This window comes from Kocuria sp. SL71 (genome assembly GCF_026672465.1).
Taxonomy (GTDB): Bacteria; Actinomycetota; Actinomycetes; order Actinomycetales; family Micrococcaceae; genus Kocuria; species Kocuria palustris.
The window spans coordinates 1,360,194-1,381,909 of the sequence record NZ_JAPPRE010000001.1 but is presented as its reverse complement, the minus strand read 5'-3'; the positions used below and the strand labels follow the sequence as shown (position 1 = coordinate 1,381,909).

The window sequence follows — 21,716 nt, the reverse complement described above, 5'->3', positions numbered from 1 at the left end:
AAAGGCCCTCACACCATGGCCCAGCAGCTGCGCTTCCGCACCCTCTTCGCGGGCACCGCCATCGCGGCGCTCGCCCTCACCGGATGCGGCCAGGGCGGCGGCGAGTCCATCCCCGATGTCTCCAGCCTCAGCAGCTCGCAGAGCCAGGAGACCAAGGATGGTCTCGAGGGCATGCAGTCCCTGTTCGAGACCGCCTCGCAGTCCTGATCCCGAGGACGGGGCAGCCGCCTCGACGCTTTTCCTTTCGAAGTCATACAGCCCCCGCCGGCGAAACATTCCGGCGGGGGCTGTTGCGTGTGCGATAGTTATCAACATGAGGTGGCGTGCATCACACGCACCTCAGGGCGGCCGTCGCCCGCATCCATGAAGCTCTTCTCCGGCGCTCGTCGCCCGGAGCCGTCGAAAGGCTGGGACCTCCCATGGCAGCATCGCTTCGCTTCCGCACTCTCTTCGCAGGCACCGCCATCGCCGCACTCGCCCTCACCGGCTGCGCCGGCGGCGGCGGGGGAGACGACTCCTCGGGCGGCGAGGAGAGCGCCGCGCCTGAGGCTCCCACCGACTACACGACCGAGCAGGTCGAGTCCACGCTGGCGGCCTCCACGGTCGACGGCGAGGAGCTGTCGAATGTCACTCCGGCGGCAGATGCCGTGGGCGAGGACATGAGCCAGGAGGGCATCTCCATGATGGAGGGCATCCTCGAGGAGGCCGAGATCGATCCGGCCGAGTGCCAGGATCCGCTCCTGGGGCAGCTGACGGGCGGCATGCTCGAGGACGTCATGGAGGACTCGGTCATGGGCGCCACTGCCGACGGCGTCTCCATCACGGCCTACCCCATGGACTCCAAGGAGGCGGCCGACGACCACGTCAACGGCCTGCGCGATGCCTACAAGGACTGCGGCGACGTCACCATGACCCTCATGGGCGAGGAGATGGGGATCAAGACCACCACCGAGGAGATCGATGTGGAGGGTGCCGGCGCGGCCATCTCGCAGGACGCCGAGGTCGAGGCCCAGGGGCAGACCAGCACGACCTCGACCGCCATGATGAGCGTCGGCAACGTCGTCATCTCGATCTCGGATCCCAGCGCGGGCATGGGCGGTGAGGAGAGCGCCGAGCCGACCGACTACACCTCGATGCTCGAGGAGATCGCACCCACCTTCGTCGAGGGTCCGGCCGAGCCGTCGGAGGGCGCCTCGGATGAGGCATCTGCGGAGGCCTCCGACTCGGAGTCCTGACCGTGACGGCTCCGCAGCACGACGGCCGCACCCGCGCGACGCTTGCGGGTGCGGCCGTCGTCGAGCGGACGGTGCGCAGCTCGGATGTCGACGGCCAGGTGGAGCAGAGGCTGCGGGGTGAGCGAGGGGCGCGGCGCTGAAGAAACATTGCCGACGCGCGTGCGCGAATGTGCGATAGTGATCCCATGAGGTGTCATCCGTCATAGCGGCGCCTCGTCGGGCAGATCCCGCATCCTTGAGCTCGCCTCCGGCGCTCGTCGTCCGGACCCACGAAAGGCTGGAACCCCCATGGCAGCACAGCTTCGCTTCCGCGCCCTCTTCGCCGGCACCGCCATCGCGGCGCTCGCGCTGACCGGCTGCGTCCAGTCCACCGACGACGAGGGCGGGGACGACAGCTCGTCGTCCTCCGAGGAGAGCTCGGCCCCCGAGTCGAGCGCCCCCGAGGAGACGACCGAGGCCTCGGAGGAGAGTTCGAGTCCACCGACGAGGAGTCGTCGGACGACGAGTCGGCCTCGGAGGACGAGTCCGCCTCGGACGACGCATCGGCCTCCGAGGACGAATCCGAGTCCTCGGACTCCTCCTCGAGCTCTGCCGCTTCCGGCGAGGCCCCGGAGGACCTCTCGAACTCCGACCTGCTCAGCAGCCTGTCCACGCAGATCAACGGCGCCCAGCTCATGGCGATCACCGCCGACCAGCTCGCCTCCACCGGCACCGATCCTGAGGAAGATCTGCTGGAGGCTTTCGGGGAGGACTTCGCCGTCTCGCCCGCCAGCTGCCAGGACCCGTTCCTGAACGCCCTGCTGGGCGGAGTCCATGACACGGACGGCGTCCTGGCTGTGGATCAGGAGGGCTCCCTGATGGTCTCGGCCGAGACCTTCGATGACGCCGCCGCCGCAGAGGACGCCCTGCAGGCCGACCGCGACGCCGCCGATGGCTGCGGCGAGGTCGAGGTCACTGCGGACGGCACCTCCGAATCCGCTGAGCTGTCCACCTCGGATCTCGAGGTCGAGGGTGCCGACAGCGCCTACGAGGCCACCGTGGAGATCGAGGGCGAGTCCATCTCCACCGCCGGAATGGCCTATGGCAACACCGTGATCACGGTGGTCGACACGGGGCAGATCGAGGGCGATCCCGCCCCGGACAATGCCGCGCTGCTCGAGGAGGTCGCGACCGCCCTCTCCGAGGGCTGAGTCGCAGCCTCCGCAGCGTCCGGCCCCTGACGGGAGCCGCACCGGCTCGACGGCCCCAGGAGCACCTGCAGCGCCAGGTGCTCCTCGGGCCGTCGTCGTTCCCGCCCTGTCCCGGATCGTGCTGCTGCGGGGCCTCACAGCGCGCTGTCCGGACGCCCGCGGAAGCGAGCCGTCGGGGCTAGGATGGGCGGGATCCGGACCCGGACGTCAATGCTGACGGCACCGCGCACCGCCGGAAGGGCGCCGCTCATCGGCGGCGCCGAACGCGACGACCTGTGAAACGGAGCGCCTGTGGCACTGCGCCTCTCCTCCCTGTTCCTGCGCACCCTGCGCGAAGACCCGGTCGATGCCGAGGTCGCCAGCCATCGTCTGATGGTCCGCGCCGGGCTCATCCGCCGAGCCGCGCCGGGGATCTACACATGGCTTCCGCTGGGGCTGAGCGTTCTGCGGAAGGTCGAGGAGATCGTTCGCGAGGAGATGGCCGGGATCGGGGCCCAGGAGGTCCACTTCCCGGCCCTGCTGCCGCGCGAGCCCTACGAGGCGACCGGCCGCTGGGAGGACTACGGCGACAACCTCTTCCGCCTCAAGGACCGCAAGGGCGCGGACTACCTGCTGGCGCCCACGCACGAGGAGATGTTCACCCTCCTGGTCAAGGACCTGTACTCGTCGTACAAGGACCTGCCGGTGCGGCTCTACCAGATCCAGACCAAGTACCGCGATGAGGCCCGCCCCCGGGCCGGGCTCATCCGCTCGCGCGAGTTCATCATGAAGGACTCGTACTCCTTCGACATCGACGACGCCGGCCTGGAGGAGTCCTACCGCCTGCACCGCGAGGCCTATGTCCGGCTCTTCGACCGGCTCGGGCTGCCCGTCGTGGCCGTCGCCGCCACCTCGGGGGCCATGGGCGGCTCGCGCTCGGAGGAGTTCCTGCACCCCACGCCCATCGGCGAGGACACCTTCGTGCGCTCGCCGGGCGGCTACGCGGCCAACGTCGAGGCCGTGACCACCGTGGTGCCGGACTCCCTGCCGCTCGAGGGCCAGCCGGAGGCGCATGTGGAGCACACGCCGGACTCCGCCACCATCGAGACCCTTGTGCAGCGCTCCGACGAGATGCACCCCAAGGACGACGGCCCCTGGTCGGCCGCTGAGACGCTGAAGAACGTCGTGCTCGCCGTCACCACCCCGGAGGGCGAGCGGCGCCTCGTGGTCATCGGGCTGCCGGGCGATCGCGGCGTGGATCTCAAGCGCGTCGAGGCCGGGATCGGCGCCCTGATCGGCGTCGGGGGAGAGGTCGAGGTCGAGCAGGCCACGGAGGCCGATCTGGCCAAGCACCCGCAGATCGTCAGGGGCTACCTGGGTCCGGGCCTGAGCCTGGAGGAGCCGCTGCTGGGCGTGAAGTCGACCACCGGGCTGCCCTACTACGTGGATCCCCGCGTGGTCCCGGGCTCGCGCTGGCTCACCGGTGCGAACATCGCCGACCGACACGTCTACGACCTCGTGGCCGGCCGCGACTTCACCTGGGACGGCACGGTCGAGTGCGCCGAGGTGCTGCCCGGCGACCCGGCCCCGGACGGCTCCGGGCCGCTGGAGGCCGCTCGGGGCATCGAGATGGGCCATGTGTTCCAGCTCGGGCGCAAGTACGCCGAGTCCCTGGGGCTGAAGGTCCTGGACCAGAACGGCAAGCAGGTCGTGGTGACCATGGGCTCCTACGGCTTCGGCGTCACCCGCGCGGTGGCCGCGCTCGTGGAGTCGAACCACGACGACAAGGGCATCATCTGGCCGCGCCACCTGGCCCCGGCGGACATCCACGTGGTCCCCACGGGCAAGGGCGAGGAGGCCGCCGAGGCGGCCGAGCAGATCGTCGCCCAGCTCGAGGAGGCGGGCGTCAGGGTGCTGTTCGACGACCGGAAGAAGGTCTCCCCGGGCGTGCGCTTCGGCGACTTCGAGCTGCTCGGCGTGCCGAGCATGCTCGTGATCGGCCGCGGGCTGGCCGATGGCCTGCTCGAGATCAAGGATCGGGCCACGAGCGATTCCCGCGAGATCCGCCGCGAGGACGTCGTCGCGGAGGTCCTGGCCGAGATCGGCCGCTGAGTCCGTCGCACCCATGACGAAGGGGCCCGAGCCGCATGGCTCGGGCCCCTTCGCGATCTGCTGCGGTGCGGCCTCAGTCCTGAAGACCGGGCAACGGCCCCACGGGCTGGTCGTCCTGCGCCCGGGCGATGGCCAGGCGCATGAGCACTGCAGTGCCGGGGTCGGGGGAGGGGGAGTCGAGCTCCTGGGCCTGGGGATCGGATGCCGCGGCGATCTGGGCCAGGGCGGTGTCCTGGAGCTGATCCATGAGCCGGTCGCGGGCGGCATCCGGATCGTCGCGGAAGCCCTCGGGCATGCCGGGGGAGCCGTCGATCACGGACGGGTGGCGCTGCTCGAGGGCGGCGAGCCAGTCGCTGTCCTGGACCGGCAGCAGGGCCTCTGCCCAAGCTGAGGAGTCCGGCCTCTGCTGGGACGGCAGGTGCGACCAGGTCCGGGCTGCGTCCCTGGCCTGTCCGAGCTGGCGGACCAGGGCCAGCTCGGGATGCGGCGACTCTCCCGCGGCCGTCGGCGCCGGGTCCTGGCCGTCCTGCGCGGCCGGCAGGGCGTCGTCACCGGTGAGCTCGGGACGGCGCGCTCGACCTTCTTCGCATCGGCGCCGAGCTCCAGGGCCGTGGCGGCGCGATGGGCGGCGATCGAGCTGAGGACGACCTGCTGCTCGGGCGCTGCGGACGGGCCGTGGACGATCATCCGAGCACTGGACAGGAAGGCGCCTGGCAGGCCGGGGACGTAGTCGGCCTGGCTCACGCCCACGGGCGCCCCCTGCTCGTCGGCGGCCTCGAGCGCGCGCTCGGAGGGCTGCAGCGCGTCGAGCTGGTCCTGCAGCTCCGCTCGCAGCTCGTCCTGCTGCGCCTGGGGAAGCTCGTCGAGGCCCTCCGAGTCCAGCAGCTGCTCGGTGTCCCGGTAGACCTGTGCCACGGCGATCTCCCCGTCGTCGGCGGGACGCCCCGGGCCCAGTCGCCAGATCAGCACCGCCAGAAGGATCACGACCAGAGCCGCCGCGACGATCGCGGCGGCTCGGCCGCGGGAGGTCAGCTTCATGCCGGGAGGCTCCTTGCTGCTCAGGCGGGGCATCCCGCTCGGGCTCATGTGCGCCCATGGTAGGTCGCACCCGGGGGCGGCAGTGGGTCGGGCTGTCCCAGCCAGCCGCTACGCTCGTGCGCACAAGCGCTCTCGGCGGCTCGGACTCGGCCCGCGTGCCGGGAGCGGGATGCGGAGAAGCTGCCCGAACGCGGCCGGTCCCGCACCGACTACCCCAAGACGCAGGAGGACATCGTGAGCGAGCACCCCGCCCAGGACCCGCTGGCGGCCAAGCTGCAGGAGCTGCTGAGCCCCGTCGTCGAGGCTCAGGGCCTGTTCCTGGAGGACGTCGAGGTGGAGGGCTCGGGCTCCCAGCGGATCGTGCAGGTCCTGGTCGATCTGCAGGAGGACCGCACCGACGGCGTCGACATGGAGGACATCGCCCGCGCATCGCAGGCCGTCTCGGAGGAGCTCGACCGCACGGATCCGGTCGACGGTCCCGCCTACGAGCTCCAGGTCTCCTCGCCCGGGGCCGCCCGCGCGCTGGAGCGCCCGCGGCACTGGCGGCGCTCGATCGGCCGGCTCGTGGACGTGCAGCCGGTGGATCGCACCACGCACGGGCGCAGCTTCGAGGCCCGCGTGCTGGAGGTCCAGGGCGAGCAGGTCACCCTGCAGCGCAGCACCCAGGTCAAGAAGGGCATGCCCATCAAGCTGCAGGACCCGGAGACCTGGGACCTGTCGCAGATCAAGCAGGCCCGGGTCCGCGTCGAGGACTGAGCTGCTCGTCCCGCCGGGGCGGTGGTGAGCGCACCGGTGTAGACTGCCTGGCTGACACCGGCGGCGCCGAGGGCCTCGAGCACCCTTCGCAGGCACCCGCGCAGCGCCGTCATAGACCCGCGAACAGCGTTCCGTCCCACCGGACGGTGCGCTGTCGTCGCACTCGGGGTCCTCGCGCGGCGGGGAGCCCGATCGGCTCGATCCGGAAAGGCCCCTCGATGGACATCGATATGAGCGCCCTGCGCATGCTGGAGCGCGAGAGCGACATCCCGCTGGATCTGCTGATCCCCACCATCGAGCAGGCGCTCGTGCTCGCCTACCAGCGCTCGCCCGGGGCCATCAAGGACGCCCGCGCGGAGCTGGACACCAAGACCGGTCGCGTGACCATCTGGGCCGCCGAGGTCGACGAGGACGGCAACCGGGTGGGCGAGTTCGACGACACCCCCTCCGGCTTCGGGCGCATCGCCGCCTCCACGGCTCGCAGCGTGATCGTGCAGAAGCTGCGCGACGTCGAGGACGACACCGTGCTGGGCCACTTCAAGGGCCGTGAGGGCGAGATCGTCTCCGGGCAGATCCAGCAGGGCCGCAACCCCCAGATGATCCAGATCGATCTGGGCACCGTGGAGGGCGTCCTGCCCCCGCACGAGCAGGTTCCCGGCGAGAAGTACACCCACGGCAGCCGGATCCGCGCCTTCGTCGTGGAGGCCAAGCGCGGTCCCAAGGGGCCGTCGATCACCCTGTCGCGCTCCCACCCGGACCTGGTGCGCCGCCTCTTCGAGTTCGAGGTCCCGGAGATCGCCCAGGGCGACGTCGAGATCATGGCGATCGCCCGCGAGGCCGGCCACCGCACCAAGATGGCGGTCGTGGCCAACACTCAGGGGATCAACGCCAAGGGCGCGTGCATCGGCGAGATGGGCACCCGCGTGCGCGCGGTGATGAACGAGCTCGGCGGCGAGAACATCGACATCGTCGACTGGTCGGGCGACCCCGCCCGCTTCATCGCCGCCGCGCTGTCGCCGGCGAGCGTGGTGCGTGTGGACGTGCTCGACGAGCGCGGCCGCTCGGCCCGCGCTGTGGTCCCCGACAGCAAGCTGTCGCTGGCCATCGGCAAGGAGGGGCAGAACGCCCGCCTCGCAGCCAAGCTGACCGGATGGCGGATCGACATCCTCTCGGAGTCGGACGACCGCCAGCGCCGCGAGGCCTGAGCGGATCGCGAGGCCCGGCCTCCGCTGCTCCCGGCTCGACGGCACGGGAGAGGGCAGCCTCCGGGCATCGGATGGTCCCGATCCCTCCGGCCATTCGGGCCGGCCCGGAGTGCGCTGTGCGCGGCGATACTGCGCGGGCGTCCCGGGAGGAGTAGGATGGTCGTCGGTCCAGCCGCAGCCGTGCCCGCCTCCAGCAGGAGCGCTCGGCCCTCGCGGATCCGGCAGGAAGAGGTGCGTACACACGTGGGACACGTTCCGCAGCGCACCTGCATCGGCTGCCGCGAGGTCGTCGGCCAGGACCGGCTCGTGCGTCTGAGCCTCGTCGCAGGAGAGCAGGAGCCCGTCGTGGTTCCTGATCCCGCGCGTCGGCTCGGAGGTCGCGGAGCGTGGCTGCACCCTTCGCGCGAATGCGCGGACAGGGCCCTTCGACGGAGAGCCTTCAATCGGGCCTTCCGGCGATCCGTTCCGATCCAGGACGAGGCGCTGCTGATCGAGCAGATCCTCCAGGGCGATCGGGACGGCAGCACCAGCACGACCGCCGCAGTCCGCACTGCGGCCGGAAGATGACCTCATCCCGCACGGCATGGGACTGAGGACACAGGATGCACTTGATGGGGAAGCGAGCAAGAAGCTGATGGACATCCGATGAGTGCCGAACGATGAGTGCCCCAGCGCACTCGGCAATGGATGCCCTCCTACGGTCCGAGCGACTCGGAGGGTCTCCGACAGACCGTTAGTCGGTCCGCCTCCTGTCACGAGCGCGGGCCGGGACAGGAGAGAAGTGGCTAAGCAGAGAGTTCACGAGCTCGCCAAGGAGCTCGGGATGACGTCCAAGGAGGCGATCTCGACCCTGCAGGAGCTGGGCGAGTTCGTCCGGGGCGCGTCCTCGACCGTGGAGCCCCCGGTCGCCAAGAAGCTGAAGGAGTCGCCGCAGGCCAAGGCCGCGCTGGCGAAGAAGGGCGAGAAGGAGGGCTCGGCCAAGGCCGAGACCTCCAAGCCCGCCGCCAAGCCGTCCTCGACCGGTGCCAAGCCGGCAGGCGGCGCCAAGCCCGGCGCGTCCTCCGCACCGAAGCCCGGACAGTCGGTTCCCACGCCGGCGACCGCCGGTCAGACCGCGCAGCCCGAGCAGAAGACCGAGGAGCAGGCCAAGCCTGCTGAGCAGGCGCCGCCGGCGCCTGCCGCCGAGTCCGAGCCGGCCGCGGCCCAGCCGGAGAAGCCCGCCGCCGAGAAGCCCTCGGCCGAGCAGGCTCCCGCACCCGAGGCCCCGAGCAAGCCCGCCCCCAAGCCGGGCAGCGCGGCTCCCAAGCCGGGCGGTCCCCGCCCGGGCAACAACCCGTTCACGCCCAAGCAGGCCGGCGGGGCGCAGCGCCCCGCCCGCTCGCAGGGCGGCCCGCGTCCGGGCAACAACCCGTTCGCCGCCCAGCAGGGCATGGGCACGCAGCGCCCCGGCCAGGCCGCTCAGGGCGGTCCCCGTCCTGGCGCCCCGCGTCCGGGTCAGGGCGGTCCTCGCCCCGGTGCACCTCGTCCGGGCGCCCCGCGCCCCGGCCAGGGTGCCGGTGCAGGCGGCCCCCGTCCGGGCGGTCCGCGCCCCAGCCCGAACATGATGCCGGGCCACACCAGCAACGTTGCTCCGGTCGGCACCCGTCCGGCCCGCGGCGGCGGTGCTGGCGGCGGTCGACGCGGCGGTCCCGGTGGACCCGGCGGCGGTCCGGGCGGCGGCTTCCGTCCCGGCGGCGGCCCCGGTCGCGGCGGTCGCGGCGCCACGCAGGGCGCTTTCGGCCGCGGCGGTCCTTCGCGCAAGGGCCGCAAGTCGAAGCGCGCCAAGCGCCAGGAGCTGGAGCAGATGAATGCTCCCAAGGTCGGCGGCGTCTCGGTGCCGCACGGCGACGGCAATACTGTGGTGCGCCTGCGCCGCGGTGCCTCGCTGATGGACTTCGCGGAGAAGATCGACGCGAACCCGGCCTCGCTGGTCACCGTGCTCATCCACCTCGGTGAGATGGCCACGCAGACCCAGTCGCTGGATGAGGAGACCTTCGAGGCGCTGGGCGCCGAGCTGGGCTACGTCATCCAGATCGTCTCCCCGGAGGACGAGGAGCGCGAGCTCTTCGAGTCCTTCGACATCGACCTCGAGGCCGAGCAGGCCGCCGAGGGCGAGGAGCAGCTCGAGAAGCGTCCTCCTGTCGTGACCGTCATGGGCCACGTCGACCACGGCAAGACCCGACTGCTGGATGCCATCCGCAACACCCGCGTGATCGAGGGCGAGGCCGGCGGCATCACCCAGCACATCGGCGCCTACCAGGTGTCCCAGGAGGTCGACGGCGAGGATCGCGCGCTGACCTTCATCGACACCCCGGGTCACGAGGCGTTCACCGCCATGCGTGCCCGCGGTGCGCAGGTCACGGACATCGCCCTGCTCGTGGTGGCCGCCGACGACGGCGTCATGCCGCAGACGGTCGAGGCCCTGAACCACGCCCAGGCGGCGAACGTGCCGATCGTGGTCGCGGTCAACAAGATCGACAAGCCCGAGGCGAACCCGGAGAAGATCCGCGGTCAGCTGGCCGAGTACGGCCTGGTGCCGGAGGAGTACGGCGGCGACACCATGTTCGTCGACGTCTCTGCCCGCCAGTCCCAGAACATCGACGAGCTGCTCGAGTCGATCGTGCTGACGGCCGACGGCGCCCTGGAGCTGCAGGCGAACCCGAACAAGGACGCCCGCGGCGTGGCCATCGAGGCCAACCTGGACAAGGGCCGCGGCGCGGTCTGCACCGTCCTGGTCCAGTCGGGCACCCTGCGCGTGGGCGACTCGATCGTCGCCGGCGGGGCTCACGGCCGCGTCCGCGCCATGTTCGACGAGACCGGCGCCGCGGTCGAGGAGGCAGGTCCCTCCCGTCCGGTGCAGGTGCTCGGCCTGTCCACAGTGCCGCGCGCCGGCGACACCTTCATCGCGACCGAGGATGAGCGCACCGCTCGCCAGATCGCGGAGAAGCGCCAGGCGGCCGATCGCAACGCCCTGCTGGCCAAGCGCCGCAAGCGCGTCACGCTCGAGTCGTTCGACCAGGTCGTGGCCGAGGGCAAGATCGACACGCTCAACCTCATCATCAAGGGCGATGTCTCCGGTGCCGTCGAGGCGCTCGAGGACTCGCTGCTGAAGATCGAGGTGGCTCCGGACGAGGTCCAGCTGCGCGTCATCCACCGCGGTGTGGGTGCGATCACGCAGAACGACGTCAACCTGGCCACGGTCGACAACGCCGTGATCATCGGCTTCAACGTCCGACCGGCCGAGCGCGTCACCGAGCTCGCCGACCGCGAGGGCGTCGAGATGAAGTTCTACTCGGTGATCTACAACGCCATCGACGACGTCGAGGCGGCCCTGAAGGGCATGCTCAAGCCGGAGTACGAGGAGGTGGATCTCGGCAAGGCCGAGGTCCGCGAGGTGTTCAAGTCCTCCAAGTGGGGCTCGATCGCCGGCTCGTACGTCACCGAGGGGCTCATCCGCCGCAACGCGAAGGCCCGCCTGGTGCGCGACGGCAACGTCGTCAAGGAGGGCCTGACCATCGAGTCGCTGCGCCGCTTCAAGGACGACGCGACCGAGGTCCGCGAGGGCTACGAGTGCGGCATCGGCCTGGGGTCGTTCAACGACATCAAGGAAGGCGACGTCATCGAGACGTGGGAGATGCAGGAGAAGCCCCGCGCCTGATCGTCGTCGATCCCTCGTGCGGCCCGCATCGCTGGGTCCGTTCCGCAGCCGCCCTCGGGCGGACGGATCGGTCCCGCGCTGCGGGCCGCACGCTCCGGCACCGCCTCGGTGCCGCCCCTGACACTGCACTGCAGCGCACGGACCCGCGGGTCCGCGCGCGAGAACGGGAGAGATCATGGCCGATGCACAGCGGGCTTCCCGCATGGCCGACCGCGTCAAGGTGATCGTGGCGAAGGCTCTGGAGCGCCGGGTCAAGGACCCGCGCCTGGGCTTCGTGACCGTCACCGACGCCCGCGTGACCAACGACCTGCAGCACGCGACCGTCTACTACACGGTCTACGGCAGCGCCGAGGAGAAGGCCGATTCGGCCCGTGCCCTCGAGTCCGCCAAGGGCATCCTGCGCGCCGAGGTCGGCAAGAACATCACCGCCCGGCTCACGCCCACGCTCGAGTTCGTGGCCGATGAGATCCCGGAGGCGGCCTCCAACCTGGAGGACGTCCTGCGCCGGGCCAAGGAGAAGGACGCGGCTGTGGCGGCGTCTGCTGCCGGGGCCACCTACGCCAACGGCGAGAACTCCTACCGCACGGACGAGGCCGACGACGCCCAGTCCGCGGCCGCTGAGGCCGACGACGAGGATCCCAGCGGCACTCGTGAGCGCTGAGCCGCAGGCGGGCGGATCGGGGCGCGGCGCGCAGACGCCGCGCCCCGATCCCTCGCTGACCGTGCCCGAGGGACTCGTGGTCGTGGACAAGCCGGAGGGCTGGACCAGCCACGACGTCGTCGGGCGGATGCGCCGGCTGTGCGGGACGCGCAAGGTCGGCCACGCCGGGACTCTGGACCCCATGGCCACCGGTGTGCTGATCGTGGGCGTCGGGCGCGGGACCAAGCTGCTGACCCACCTGGTGGGCGCGGACAAGACCTACGAGGCCACCATTCGCCTGGGCGCCACCACCGTCACCGAGGACGCCGAGGGCGAGCTCACCGGCACCGCGGATGCGGGCGCCGTCGCAGCCGTCACGGACGAGCAGATCCGCGCGGCCGTCGCCGAGCTGACCGGAGACCTGGAGCAGGTCCCGTCCGCGGTCTCGGCGATCAAGGTGGACGGCAAGCGCTCCTACGCCCGCGTGCGCGCGGGGGAAGAGGTCGCCCTCGAGGCGCGGCCGATCACGGTCTCGCGCTTCGACGTGACGGAGATCCGCAGGCATGGCGAGACCCTCGAGCTCGACGCCGTCCTGGACGTCTCCTCCGGCACCTATATCCGGGCGCTGGCCCGCGATCTCGGTGCGGCGCTGGGCATCGGCGGGCACCTCAGCGCGCTGCGCCGCACCCGCGTGGGCGCCCTGGGCCTCGAGCAGGCCCGGGAGCTGGAGGCGCTCACCGGGATCGTCGCCGGGGAGCAGCGGTGCCGTCCACCTCCCTCGACGAGGCGGCCCGGGCCATGTTCCCGGCCCGTGAGCTCACCGCGCAGCAATCGGTGGAGATCGGGCAGGGCAAGCGCATCGGACCCACCGGCACCGGACCGGGGGAGCTCACCGCAGGCTTCGATCCGCAGGGCCACGTGGTGGCCCTGCTCGAGGACCGCGGACACGCCGAGGAGCGCACCGCCAAGTCGGTCCTGGTCTTCCAGGCGCAGGGCTGAGAACGGACCGGTCGCCACGGCGGCCGCAGGACAGGAAGCAGAGAAGACACGGATGCTGTGGGGATATGACGGGTGGTTCTGGGCCTCGGTGGTCCTGGGCGGCCTCTCGACGCTGATCTGCGCCGTGGAGGCGCTGCGCAAGCGGCCCCCGGGAGATGCGACGCAGGGCTCCGTGCTCGTGCTGGAGGCCTTCCTGCTCGTCTACCTGATCGGCTCGATCTTCCTGGGGATCCTCGGTCCGGCGGCCTCGGGCTCGGCGCTCGAGTACTGGGGCTACCTGCTGACGGCGCTGCTGATCCCGGCGGGCACCTTCATCTGGTCGCTCGTGGAGCGCTCGAGCTGGTCCAACTGGATCCTGGCGGCCACGGGCCCCACGATCATCGTGATGGTGTACCGGATGAACGTCATCTGGTACTACCAGTGAGTCGAGAGGACGCCATGCAGCACACCGACCCTGAGAGCCCGCGCTCCGCCGGCTCCGAGCCGCAGCGTCCCGGGCGACTGCAGTCGCGCTTCGGGCCGCGGGAGGGCGCACGGCGCACCGACCCGAAGTCCTCGGGCTTGGGCCGGGTGATCATCGTGGTCTACGGGATCTTCTCGCTGTCGGCCGGAGTCCGCTCGCTGTATCAGATCCTCACCCAGTTCGACGTCGCTCCGCTGGCCTACCTGCTCTCGCTGTTCTCCGCGACCGTCTACGTGGTGGCCGCAGTGGCGCTGGCGAAGACCGGGCCTGGCTGGCATCGGATCGCCACGGGTGCCGTGCTGGTGGAGCTCATCGGCGTGCTCGGCATCGGCGCGATGACCTTCGCCGCCCCGGAGCTGTTCGCCGATGAGACCGTCTGGTCCCACTTCGGCCAGGGCTACGGCTACATCCCGCTGCTGCTGCCGATCGTGGGGCTGATCTGGCTGCGCCGCACCCGCCCCCACACCGACCGCTCCACCGAGACCGCAGGAGACCGCGCATGAGCACCGACGACACCGCCGCCAGCACCAGCCAGGGGCTCAGCGTCCCGCGGCTCACCGACGGGGCCTCACCCTGCGGGAGCTGACCCCCGCCGACGCCGAGGCGCTGACCGCGAACTGCCAGGACCCGGTGGCTGTGCGCTGGACGACCGTTCCCGAGCCCTACGGCGTGGAGTCGGCGCTGTGGTACATCCGGGAGCACGTGCCGGGCGCGCTGAAGGCCGGATCGGCGATCAACTGGGCGGCCGAGGATCCCCAGGGCCGCTTCCTCGGGACGATCGAGCTGTGCCGGCTGCGCGCCGGTGCAGCGGACATCGGCCTGAACTTCGGCCCGCATGCCCGCGGCACGGGTTCCGCCGAGGCGGCCTGCCGCCTGGTGATCGATCACGCGTTCGGCACCATGGGGCTCACGCACCTGCACTGGCTGGCCTTCGACGGCAACTGGGCCTCGCGCAAGCTCGCCTGGAAGCTCGGTTTCTCCACGCCCGTTCTGGTCCGCGGTTACATGGAGCAGCGGGGCCAGCTGCGCGACACCTGGATCGCGACCTTGACCGATGCCGATGACCGCAGCCCGTCCGAGCCCTGGGGCGGCCCGGCACCGGCCTGAGGCATCCGACCCGCCGGGGAGTCGGTGTCAGCGACTACCCTGGAGCGAGTGCCGAGCGGTGCCCGTCCGGATGAGGCCCGCCGGCCCCATCCGCAGCCCGCGATCCGCTGAGCCCACCACCGTCCGACCGCCCAGATCCGCATCGCGGACGTCGTCCTGACGGACGACGCCGCGCCTGCCGAGGAGACCCGTTGCATCGCTTGCACGACCTGTCCGAGCTTCCCGAGGACCTCGGGCCCTGCGTGGTCACCGTCGGGAACTTCGACGGCGTCCATCGCGGGCACCAGGAGGTCCTGGGGATGGTCGTCGAGCGCGCCCATCGTGAGGGCGCCAGCTCGGTCGTGCTGACCTTCGACCCGCACCCGGCGCTGGTGCACCGCCCGGATCAGTACCGGGGCAGGATCATGGGCACCTCGGACAAGCTCGATGCCATGGAGCAGCTCGGCGTGGACGCTGTGCTCGTCCAGCACTACGACCTCGCCTTCGCCTCGCAGGACCCGCTCGAGTTCATGAGGCGGTACCTGCTGCGCGGGCTGCGCGCCTGCTGCGTGGTCGTGGGCGCCGACGCCCGGTTCGGGCGCGGCAATCAGGGCGATGTCTCCGCCCTGCGCCGCTTCGGCGCCGAGCACGGCTTCGACGTCGTCGTGGTCGAGGATCTCGAGTGCTGCGGCACTGTGCCGGCCCAGCTGCGCACCACGAACCTCCCGCTGGTCGGGGTCGACGGCCCCGTCTCCTCCCAGGAGGACACCGACCACGATCCTGAGGACCGGCGGATCTCCTCGACCTGGATCCGCGAGCGCCTCATCGCCGGCGACGTCGAGGACGCCGCACGCCTGCTGGGTCGTCCGCACCGCATGCGCGGCACCGTGGTCCACGGCGCCGCGCGCGGTCGCGAGCTCGGCTTCCCCACGGCCAACCTCGCCCCGGACTCCGACGGCTACATCCCCGCCGACGGCGTCTACGCCGGCTGGCTCACCGACGCCTCCGGACAGCGCTGGCCGGTGGCGGTCTCGGTGGGCTCCAACCCCACATTCGAGGGCGTCTCCCGGGTGGTCGAGGCGCACGTGATCGACCGGCCCCGCGAGCGGGTGGAGGACTTCGACCTCTACGGCCAGGAGGTCATCGTGGAGTTCATCGCCCGCCTGCGAGGCATGGTGGCCTACGAGGGCGTGGAGAAGCTCGTGCAGCAGATGAGCCTGGACGTGGAGAACACCCGCAAGATCCTGGCCCAGCACCCGGAGGGCATGGCCGACGTCGCCCCCTGACGGCGCGCTGCAGGCGCCGCCGCCTGAACGACCAGAGGCAGAGACGGACTGAGGGCCGCCCGGGGGAGTCCCCGGGCGGCCCTCAGTCCATCAGGCGGAGCGCGCGGTCAGCGCGCCCGACTCACATCTCCTCGTGCTCGTCCGGGTCGAAGCCCGAGCCGGAGAGACCGGTGTGCAGCAGGCGGATGCGCTCCATCTGCTGATCGCTGAGCTCCCAGCCGAAGACGTCGAGGTTCTCGGCCATGCGCTTGGGGTTCGAGGACTTGGGGATCGGCAGCACCGCGGACTGGATCTCCCAGCGCAGGATGACCTGGGCCGGGGTGCGGTTGACCTGCCCGGCGATCTCGGCGAGCCACTCGTGGTCGAGGATGTCGGTCTTGCGCCCCAGCGGCGACCAGGCCTGCACCAGGATCCGCTTGTCGTGGTGGTGGGCGCGCAGGGCCTCCTGCTGGTACTGCGGGTGCAGCTCGACCTGGTTGACCGCCGGGGTCTCGCCGGTCTCGGCGATCAGGCGATCCACGTGGGCCGGGGTGAAGTTGGAGACGCCGACCGAGCGGACCAGGCCCTCCTCGCGCAGGGCGAGCATGGTCCGGAAGGTCTGCACGTACTTGTCCTGCTGGGGATTGGGCCAGTGGATCAGCAGCAGGTCCAGGCGGTCCAGGCCCAGCCGCTCGAGCGAGCCCTCCACGCTGGCGCGCACCGTGGCCTCGTCGCCCTGATCGCGGCCGGGGATCTTGGTGGTCACGAAGACCTCGTCGCGGGGCAGCCCGGCCAGGGCGATGCCGCGGCCCACGCCGATCTCGTTGCCGTAGTTCACGGCGGTGTCGATCAGGCGGAAGCCCCGGTTGATGCCCTCGTAGACGCCGACCTCGGCATCGGCGTCGTCCATGGGGTAGGTGCCCATGCCGATCTGCGGCAGCTGGTGGCCGTCGTTGAGGGTGTGGCGGCGCTCGGAGACGCCCACCTGGTCGGCCAGGGCCGGATCGATCTGCGTGGTCTCGGACTCGCGGCTGTCTGCGGACTCGGTCATGGGCCCACTCCTCACTGCTCGGGACGGTGCGCCGGGGCCGCAGCGGAACGGGCCCGGAGGGGTTCGCCCTCCAGTCTTGCACTGTCCCCGGACATCGTCCGGCTCACAGCCCGTGTGGCGCGCGCCTGCTACCATGATCGGCGGTCCGCCTGCAGTCCGTGGCGGACGGGCCCCTGAGTCCGCATGATCCGCTCGTGCGAGCTCCTGCCCCGGCGCGATCACCTTCGCAGCCGGGACGCACGGCACTGGACCCCGAAGGAGTTCACACATGGCACTCGACGCAGCTGTCAAGCAGTCCATCATCGAGGAGTACGCGACCCACGAGGGCGACACCGGTTCGCCCGAGGTCCAGGTCGCGGTCCTGACTCGCCGGATCTCGGATCTGACCGAGCACCTCAAGTCGCACAAGCACGACCACCACACCCGCCGCGGCCTCATGGCCATGGTCGGTCGCCGTCGTCGCATGCTGACCTACCTGCAGAACACGGACATCGAGCGCTACCGCTCGCTGATCCAGCGTCTCGGCCTGCGCCGCTGATCGCATTCTGACCCTTGCCTCGGGCGGGGCCGCCACGCAGCTCGCGGCGGTCCCGCTCGTGGTCTACGGGCGCGGATCCCGCCACATCCGCCGCCGACGCCCGCCCACCGGCTGAGCGTCCGGACGAACACTCGCAGCCCCTCAATGCTGGTCCGCGCGTCGCGGACCTGTCAGGCTGGGTCTGCACGAACAAGCCCCGGGGCCCACGGATGGGTCCGCAGGGCATCCGTGATGGACGGCTCCAGCCGTCCTCGTCGATCCGGCCCGCACGCCGCCCGCGTCCCGGTCCTCGACAGTGGTCCACGGAATCCCCGCAGCCTCGCTGCCGCGGCCGTGGACTTCGATCGAAGACCGTGCGCCGTGCGAGCGGGGCGGATCGGACACTGCCAGATCACCCCGATCGTGGAGACGATCGCGACGAAAGGAAGGTGGCCCTTGGAGGGTCCCGAGATCCAGTCCGCCGAAGCCGTCATCGACAACGGCCGCTACGGCCAGCGCGTCGTGCGCTTCGAGACCGGTCTGCTCGCGCAGCAGGCAGCCGGCTCCACCCTGGTGTCCATCGACGATGACACCACCCTGCTGTCCACCACCGCGGTGGGCAAGAAGCCCCGCGAGGGCTTCGACTTCTTCCCGCTGACCGTGGACGTGGAAGAGCGCATGTACGCCGACGGACGCATCCCCGGCTCGTTCTTCCGCCGCGAGGGCCGTCCCTCGACCGACGCCGTGCTGGCCTGCCGCCTGATCGACCGTCCGCTGCGCCCCGCCTTCCAGAAGGGCATCCGCAACGAGGTCCAGGTCGTCGTGACTGTGCTGGCGATCGACCCCGACGAGATCTACAACACCATCGCGATCAACGCCGCGTCGATGTCCACGACCCTGTCCGGCCTGCCCTTCGGCGGCCCGGTCGGCGGCGTGCGCCTGGCCCTGATGGCCGAGGCCGACGGCACCCACCAGTGGGTCTGCTTCCCCAAGCAATCCCAGCTCGAGAACGCCGTGTTCGACATGGCCGTGGCCGGCCGCGTGGTCACCAAGGCCGATGGCACCGAGGACGTCGCGATCATGATGGTCGAGGCCGAAGCCACCGACCGCTCGTGGGAGCTCATCAAGGGCCAGGGCGCCGTGGCGCCCACCGAGGAGATCGTGGCCGAGGGCCTCGACGCCGCAAAGCCCTTCATCAAGGCCCTGTGCCAGGCCCAGTCGGACCTCAAGGCCCGCGCCGGCAAGCCCGAGATGGAGCTGCCGCGCTTCGGCGGCCACGGCGACGACGTCGCCCAGGCCGTCAAGGACGCCGTGGGCCAGCGCCTGGTGGAGGCCTATTCGATCGCCGGCAAGCAGGAGCGCGAGGACGCCACCGACGCCCTGCACCAGTCCGTCCTGGAGGAGCTGACCGGTGAGGGCAAGCCCTTCGCCGAGCGCGCCGACGAGGTCAACGACGCCTACCAGGCCCTGACCAAGCACACCGTGCGCCAGCGCGTGCTCTCCGAGAACGTGCGCATCGACGGCCGCGGCCCCCGCGACATCCGCGAGCTGACCGCCATGGTGGAGATCCTGCCGCGCGTGCATGGCTCGGCGATCTTCCAGCGCGGAGAGACCCAGATCATGGGCGTCACCACGCTGAACATGCTCAAGCTCGAGCAGCAGATCGACTCGCTGTCGCCGGTGAAGTCCAAGCGCTACATGCACCACTACAACTTCCCGCCGTACTCCACCGGCGAGACCGGCCGCGTGGGCTCGCCCAAGCGCCGCGAGATCGGCCACGGCGCTCTGGCCGAGCGCGCACTGGCCCCCGTGATCCCGTCGCGCGAGGAGTTCCCCTACGCGATCCGCCAGGTCTCCGAGGCCCTGAGCTCCAACGGCTCGACCTCCATGGGCTCGGTCTGCGCCTCGACCCTGTCGATGCTCAACGCCGGCGTGCCGCTGCGCGCCCCGGCGGCCGGCATCGCCATGGGCCTGATCACCGGCGAGGTCGACGGCAAGCCGGCCAGCGTCGCGCTGACCGACATCCTGGGCGCGGAGGACGCGCTCGGCGACATGGACTTCAAGGTCGCCGGCACCTCCGAGTTCGTCACGGCCATCCAGCTGGACACCAAGCTCGACGGCATCGACGCCGAGGTCCTGGGCGCCGCCCTGGCCCAGGCCCGCGATGCCCGCCTGGCCATCCTCAACGTGATCGCCTCCGCGATCGATGCACCGGACGAGATGTCCGAGTACGCCCCGCGGATCATCACGGTCAACGTGCCCGTCTCCAAGATCGGCGAGGTCATCGGCCCCAAGGGCAAGATGATCAACCAGATCCAGGAGGACACCGGCGCGGACATCTCCATCGAGGACGACGGCACCGTGTTCATCGGCGCCGTGGACGGCCCCTCGGCCGAGGCCGCGCGCTCGGCTATCAACGCGATCGCCAATCCGCAGGTCCCCGAGGTGGGGGAGCGCTACCTGGGCACGGTCGTGAAGACCACGACCTTCGGCGCCTTCGTCTCGCTGACCCCGGGCCGCGACGGCCTCCTGCACGTCACCGAGCTGCGCAAGCTCAACGACGGCAAGCGCGTCAACGACGTCGAGGACGTCGTGGGCGTGGGCCAGCAGGTCCAGGTCGAGATCACCAAGGTCGATGACCGCGGCAAGCTCTCGCTCTCGCCGGTCGTGGCCGACGACGACGCCGCTGAGGCGGACGAGGACTCCGCCGCCGAGTGATCCCTCCACCGGCTCGCACCTGAGCCGCACGGGGCCCCCGGGCCCCGCATCCGCCGTGGATGCGGGGCCCGACCCGTCTGAGCCCCTCGGGGGAGGCATGTCTGCGGGCGGCGTGCGGACTCGGGATCCGGGGTGCGGTCGAGGCGGGCCTGATGCTGAGGCAACGGGCCGTCTCCCCTTGTCGGGGCCTTCCGCACGTGACAGCGGATGCCTTGTCCGCACACACCTCAGACAGCCGTCCGCCTCAGGACGGGGCCAGCGGCGCGGCGGAATCGGCCTCCGTGGCGGGCGTCCTCGTCGTCCTGCTGTCCACCGCCTTCGTGATGATGCTCAACGAGACCACGGTGGCCGTGGCCCTGCCGGCGATCATGGGCGAGTTCCACGTCTCCGCGGCCACCGCCCGGTGGCTGCTCACCGGCTTCATGCTGACGATGGCCGTCGTCATGCCCACCACGGGCTGGATGCTCGAGCGGTTCTCGACCCGGGCGGTCTTCATCGTCGCCGTCGCCGCGTTCCTGCTCGGCACCCTGCTGGCCGCGCTGGCGCCGTGGTTCGGGGTCCTGCTGCTCGGGCGGCTCTTCCAGGGCGCGGGCACGGCCGTGGTGTTGCCCCTGATGATGGCGGTGACCATGACCCTGGTGGCCGCCGAGCGGCGAGGGACCGTGATGGGTCTGATCGCTGTCGTCATGGCCGTGGGTCCGGCCCTGGGGCCCACAGTGGCCGGAGCCGTGCTCTCGGCTGCCTCCTGGCACGCGATCTTCTGGGTGATGGTCCCGCTGGTGGCCGCCTCGGGCCTGCTGGGCCTGGCCAGGCTGCGCAATGTGGGGACCCCGCGCCGTCTGCCGCTGGACGTGGTCTCCGTGGTGCTCTCCGTCCTGGCCTTCGGGGGCCTGATCTACGGCCTGACCTCGATCGGGCAGATCCTCGCCGGCGGCTCGGCCGCGGTCGTCGCGCTGAGCGTGACGGGCGTCGGGGCCGTGGCGCTGGTGCTGTTCGCGCTTCGGCAGATCCGCCGGGCCCGGACCGGAGAGGTCCTGCTGGACCTGCGGCCGCTGGCCGTGCGGGGATTCACCCTGCCGATCATCGTGCTGCTGATCCTCTTCGGGGCGATGCTCGGCGTGATGAACACGCTTCCTCTCTATCTGCAGGGCTCCCTGCTGGCCACGGCCCTGGTGGCGGGGCTCGCGCTGATGCCCGGAGGCCTGGTCGAGGCCGTCGTCTCCCCGCTGGCAGGGCGGCTCTTCGATCGCGTGGGCCCCCGTCCGCTGATCATCCCCGGCCTGGTCATCGAGGTCGGCTCCCTGGTCTGGCTGTCCACGGTCGACGAGTCCACCGCGGTGGCGGAGATCATCGCCATCCACGTCGTGTTCTCGATCGGGCTGGCGGCGCTGTTCTCCCCGCTGATGACCACGGCCCTGGGCTCGCTGCCGCGGGAGCTCTACGGCCACGGCTCCGCGATCCTCAACACAGGCCAGCAGCTGGCGGCCGCGGCCGGAACGGCAGCCATGATCGCGATCTACAGCCTGGTCTCCGACGGCGCCCGGGATGCAGGCGCCGCGGAGACCACGGCCCTGGCGGACGGGGCGAACTCGGCCTTCCTCACCAGTGCCGGGCTGGTGGGCATCGCCCTGATGCTCTCCCTGTTCATCCGGGCCCCCAGATCGGGGTCCCGGACCGAGATCGAGGGCTGAGCCGGCAGTTGGCCGCCCCGCGAGCCTGGTCCTAGACTCGACGGGTTCCCGAGAGGAGCCGCGGCTGCGGCCCC

General features: G+C 71.2%; 20 protein-coding genes and 1 pseudogene. 18 read left to right on the top strand and 3 right to left on the bottom strand.

Annotation, left to right across the window (positions count from 1 at the left end; genetic code table 11):
* Positions 1-15 precede the first annotated feature (15 nt).
* From OVA15_RS06165 to OVA15_RS06145, 5 genes are all read left to right on the top strand, one after another.
* A complete protein-coding gene (locus OVA15_RS06165; RefSeq protein ID WP_268143772.1) occupies positions 16-207 on the top strand; it encodes a hypothetical protein in 192 nt (63 codons plus the stop codon).
* Positions 208-419: 212 nt separating this feature from the next.
* Positions 420-1,235, top strand: a complete 816-nt coding sequence (locus tag OVA15_RS06160; protein WP_024290147.1) for a hypothetical protein — start codon at positions 420-422, stop codon at positions 1,233-1,235.
* Positions 1,236-1,237: 2 nt separating this feature from the next.
* A complete protein-coding gene (locus tag OVA15_RS06155) occupies positions 1,238-1,375 on the top strand; it encodes a hypothetical protein (protein WP_155930989.1) in 138 nt (45 codons plus the stop codon).
* Positions 1,376-1,909: 534 nt separating this feature from the next.
* A complete protein-coding gene (locus OVA15_RS06150) occupies positions 1,910-2,425 on the top strand; it encodes a hypothetical protein (protein ID WP_024290149.1) in 516 nt (171 codons plus the stop codon).
* 291 nt (positions 2,426-2,716) lie between these two features.
* A complete protein-coding gene (locus OVA15_RS06145; protein WP_268143769.1) occupies positions 2,717-4,516 on the top strand; it encodes a proline--tRNA ligase in 1,800 nt (599 codons plus the stop codon).
* A 73-nt stretch (positions 4,517-4,589) separates the two neighbouring features.
* Here OVA15_RS06145 and OVA15_RS06140 read toward each other — a convergent pair whose 3' ends face one another.
* Positions 4,590-4,832, bottom strand: a complete 243-nt coding sequence (locus OVA15_RS06140) for a hypothetical protein (protein WP_268143767.1) — start codon at positions 4,830-4,832, stop codon at positions 4,590-4,592.
* A complete protein-coding gene (locus tag OVA15_RS06135; protein WP_268143765.1) occupies positions 4,829-5,554 on the bottom strand; it encodes a hypothetical protein in 726 nt (241 codons plus the stop codon). Before OVA15_RS06135 ends, OVA15_RS06140 begins: the two co-directional genes overlap by 4 nt.
* A gap of 234 nt (positions 5,555-5,788) precedes the next feature.
* On the opposite strand from OVA15_RS06135, the gene rimP reads away from it, so the two are divergent.
* The 10 genes and pseudogenes from rimP to OVA15_RS06085 all read left to right on the top strand — a co-directional run bounded on the left by rimP (position 5,789) and on the right by OVA15_RS06085 (position 15,686).
* Positions 5,789-6,310: a ribosome maturation factor RimP gene (gene rimP / locus OVA15_RS06130; RefSeq protein ID WP_051452692.1), complete on the top strand. Its 522-nt coding sequence runs from the start codon at positions 5,789-5,791 to the stop codon at positions 6,308-6,310.
* A 218-nt stretch (positions 6,311-6,528) separates the two neighbouring features.
* Entirely contained in the window at positions 6,529-7,515 is a 987-nt protein-coding gene (gene nusA, locus OVA15_RS06125) for a transcription termination factor NusA (RefSeq protein ID WP_024290153.1), read from the top strand.
* A 156-nt stretch (positions 7,516-7,671) separates the two neighbouring features.
* Positions 7,672-8,082 (top strand): YlxR family protein, encoded by a 411-nt coding sequence (locus OVA15_RS06120; protein WP_006214466.1) that lies wholly within the window; start codon positions 7,672-7,674, stop codon positions 8,080-8,082.
* A gap of 214 nt (positions 8,083-8,296) precedes the next feature.
* Positions 8,297-11,212, top strand: a complete 2,916-nt coding sequence (gene infB, locus OVA15_RS06115; protein ID WP_268143763.1) for a translation initiation factor IF-2 — start codon at positions 8,297-8,299, stop codon at positions 11,210-11,212.
* A gap of 175 nt (positions 11,213-11,387) precedes the next feature.
* Positions 11,388-11,873, top strand: a complete 486-nt coding sequence (gene rbfA / locus OVA15_RS06110; RefSeq protein WP_006214468.1) for a 30S ribosome-binding factor RbfA — start codon at positions 11,388-11,390, stop codon at positions 11,871-11,873.
* Between the two features lie 61 nt (positions 11,874-11,934).
* Positions 11,935-12,851: pseudogene (gene truB, locus OVA15_RS06105) on the top strand (tRNA pseudouridine(55) synthase TruB).
* Positions 12,852-12,903: 52 nt separating this feature from the next.
* Positions 12,904-13,275 (top strand): hypothetical protein, encoded by a 372-nt coding sequence (locus OVA15_RS06100; protein ID WP_268143761.1) that lies wholly within the window; start codon positions 12,904-12,906, stop codon positions 13,273-13,275.
* Between the two features lie 14 nt (positions 13,276-13,289).
* Positions 13,290-13,817: a hypothetical protein gene (locus OVA15_RS06095; protein ID WP_268143759.1), complete on the top strand. Its 528-nt coding sequence runs from the start codon at positions 13,290-13,292 to the stop codon at positions 13,815-13,817.
* Between the two features lie 70 nt (positions 13,818-13,887).
* Entirely contained in the window at positions 13,888-14,421 is a 534-nt protein-coding gene (locus OVA15_RS06090; RefSeq protein WP_326493305.1) for a GNAT family N-acetyltransferase, read from the top strand.
* A gap of 200 nt (positions 14,422-14,621) precedes the next feature.
* A complete protein-coding gene (locus tag OVA15_RS06085) occupies positions 14,622-15,686 on the top strand; it encodes a bifunctional riboflavin kinase/FAD synthetase (protein WP_268143757.1) in 1,065 nt (354 codons plus the stop codon).
* A gap of 121 nt (positions 15,687-15,807) precedes the next feature.
* On the opposite strand, the gene OVA15_RS06080 is transcribed toward OVA15_RS06085, so the two are convergent.
* The gene (locus OVA15_RS06080; RefSeq protein ID WP_006214487.1) at positions 15,808-16,716 is read right to left on the bottom strand and encodes an aldo/keto reductase; all 909 of its coding nucleotides are present in this window, start codon (positions 16,714-16,716) and stop codon (positions 15,808-15,810) included.
* A gap of 268 nt (positions 16,717-16,984) precedes the next feature.
* On the opposite strand from OVA15_RS06080, the gene rpsO reads away from it, so the two are divergent.
* The 3 genes from rpsO (at position 16,985) to OVA15_RS06065 (ending at position 21,642) form a co-directional block, all read left to right on the top strand.
* A complete protein-coding gene (rpsO, locus tag OVA15_RS06075) occupies positions 16,985-17,254 on the top strand; it encodes a 30S ribosomal protein S15 (RefSeq protein ID WP_006214488.1) in 270 nt (89 codons plus the stop codon).
* A gap of 435 nt (positions 17,255-17,689) precedes the next feature.
* Positions 17,690-19,951 carry a polyribonucleotide nucleotidyltransferase gene (locus tag OVA15_RS06070; RefSeq protein WP_268143754.1) on the top strand — a complete coding sequence of 754 codons (2,262 nt, stop codon included), beginning with the start codon at positions 17,690-17,692 and terminating at the stop codon, positions 19,949-19,951.
* 212 nt (positions 19,952-20,163) lie between these two features.
* Positions 20,164-21,642 carry a DHA2 family efflux MFS transporter permease subunit gene (locus OVA15_RS06065; protein WP_268143752.1) on the top strand — a complete coding sequence of 493 codons (1,479 nt, stop codon included), beginning with the start codon at positions 20,164-20,166 and terminating at the stop codon, positions 21,640-21,642.
* Positions 21,643-21,716 lie beyond the last annotated feature (74 nt).

Coding starts and splice junctions, on each gene's coding strand:
- OVA15_RS06135 (WP_268143765.1), bottom strand. CDS start 5,554: ATGAAGCTGACCTCCCGCGGCCGAGCCGCCGCGATCGTCGCGGCGGCT.
- OVA15_RS06095 (WP_268143759.1), top strand. CDS start 13,290: ATGCAGCACACCGACCCTGAGAGCCCGCGCTCCGCCGGCTCCGAGCCG.
- OVA15_RS06080 (WP_006214487.1), bottom strand. CDS start 16,716: ATGACCGAGTCCGCAGACAGCCGCGAGTCCGAGACCACGCAGATCGAT.
- OVA15_RS06150 (WP_024290149.1), top strand. CDS start 1,910: ATGGCGATCACCGCCGACCAGCTCGCCTCCACCGGCACCGATCCTGAG.
- nusA (WP_024290153.1), top strand. CDS start 6,529: ATGGACATCGATATGAGCGCCCTGCGCATGCTGGAGCGCGAGAGCGAC.
- OVA15_RS06165 (WP_268143772.1), top strand. CDS start 16: ATGGCCCAGCAGCTGCGCTTCCGCACCCTCTTCGCGGGCACCGCCATC.
- OVA15_RS06120 (WP_006214466.1), top strand. CDS start 7,672: ATGGTCGTCGGTCCAGCCGCAGCCGTGCCCGCCTCCAGCAGGAGCGCT.
- OVA15_RS06160 (WP_024290147.1), top strand. CDS start 420: ATGGCAGCATCGCTTCGCTTCCGCACTCTCTTCGCAGGCACCGCCATC.
- rbfA (WP_006214468.1), top strand. CDS start 11,388: ATGGCCGATGCACAGCGGGCTTCCCGCATGGCCGACCGCGTCAAGGTG.
- OVA15_RS06100 (WP_268143761.1), top strand. CDS start 12,904: ATGCTGTGGGGATATGACGGGTGGTTCTGGGCCTCGGTGGTCCTGGGC.
- rpsO (WP_006214488.1), top strand. CDS start 16,985: ATGGCACTCGACGCAGCTGTCAAGCAGTCCATCATCGAGGAGTACGCG.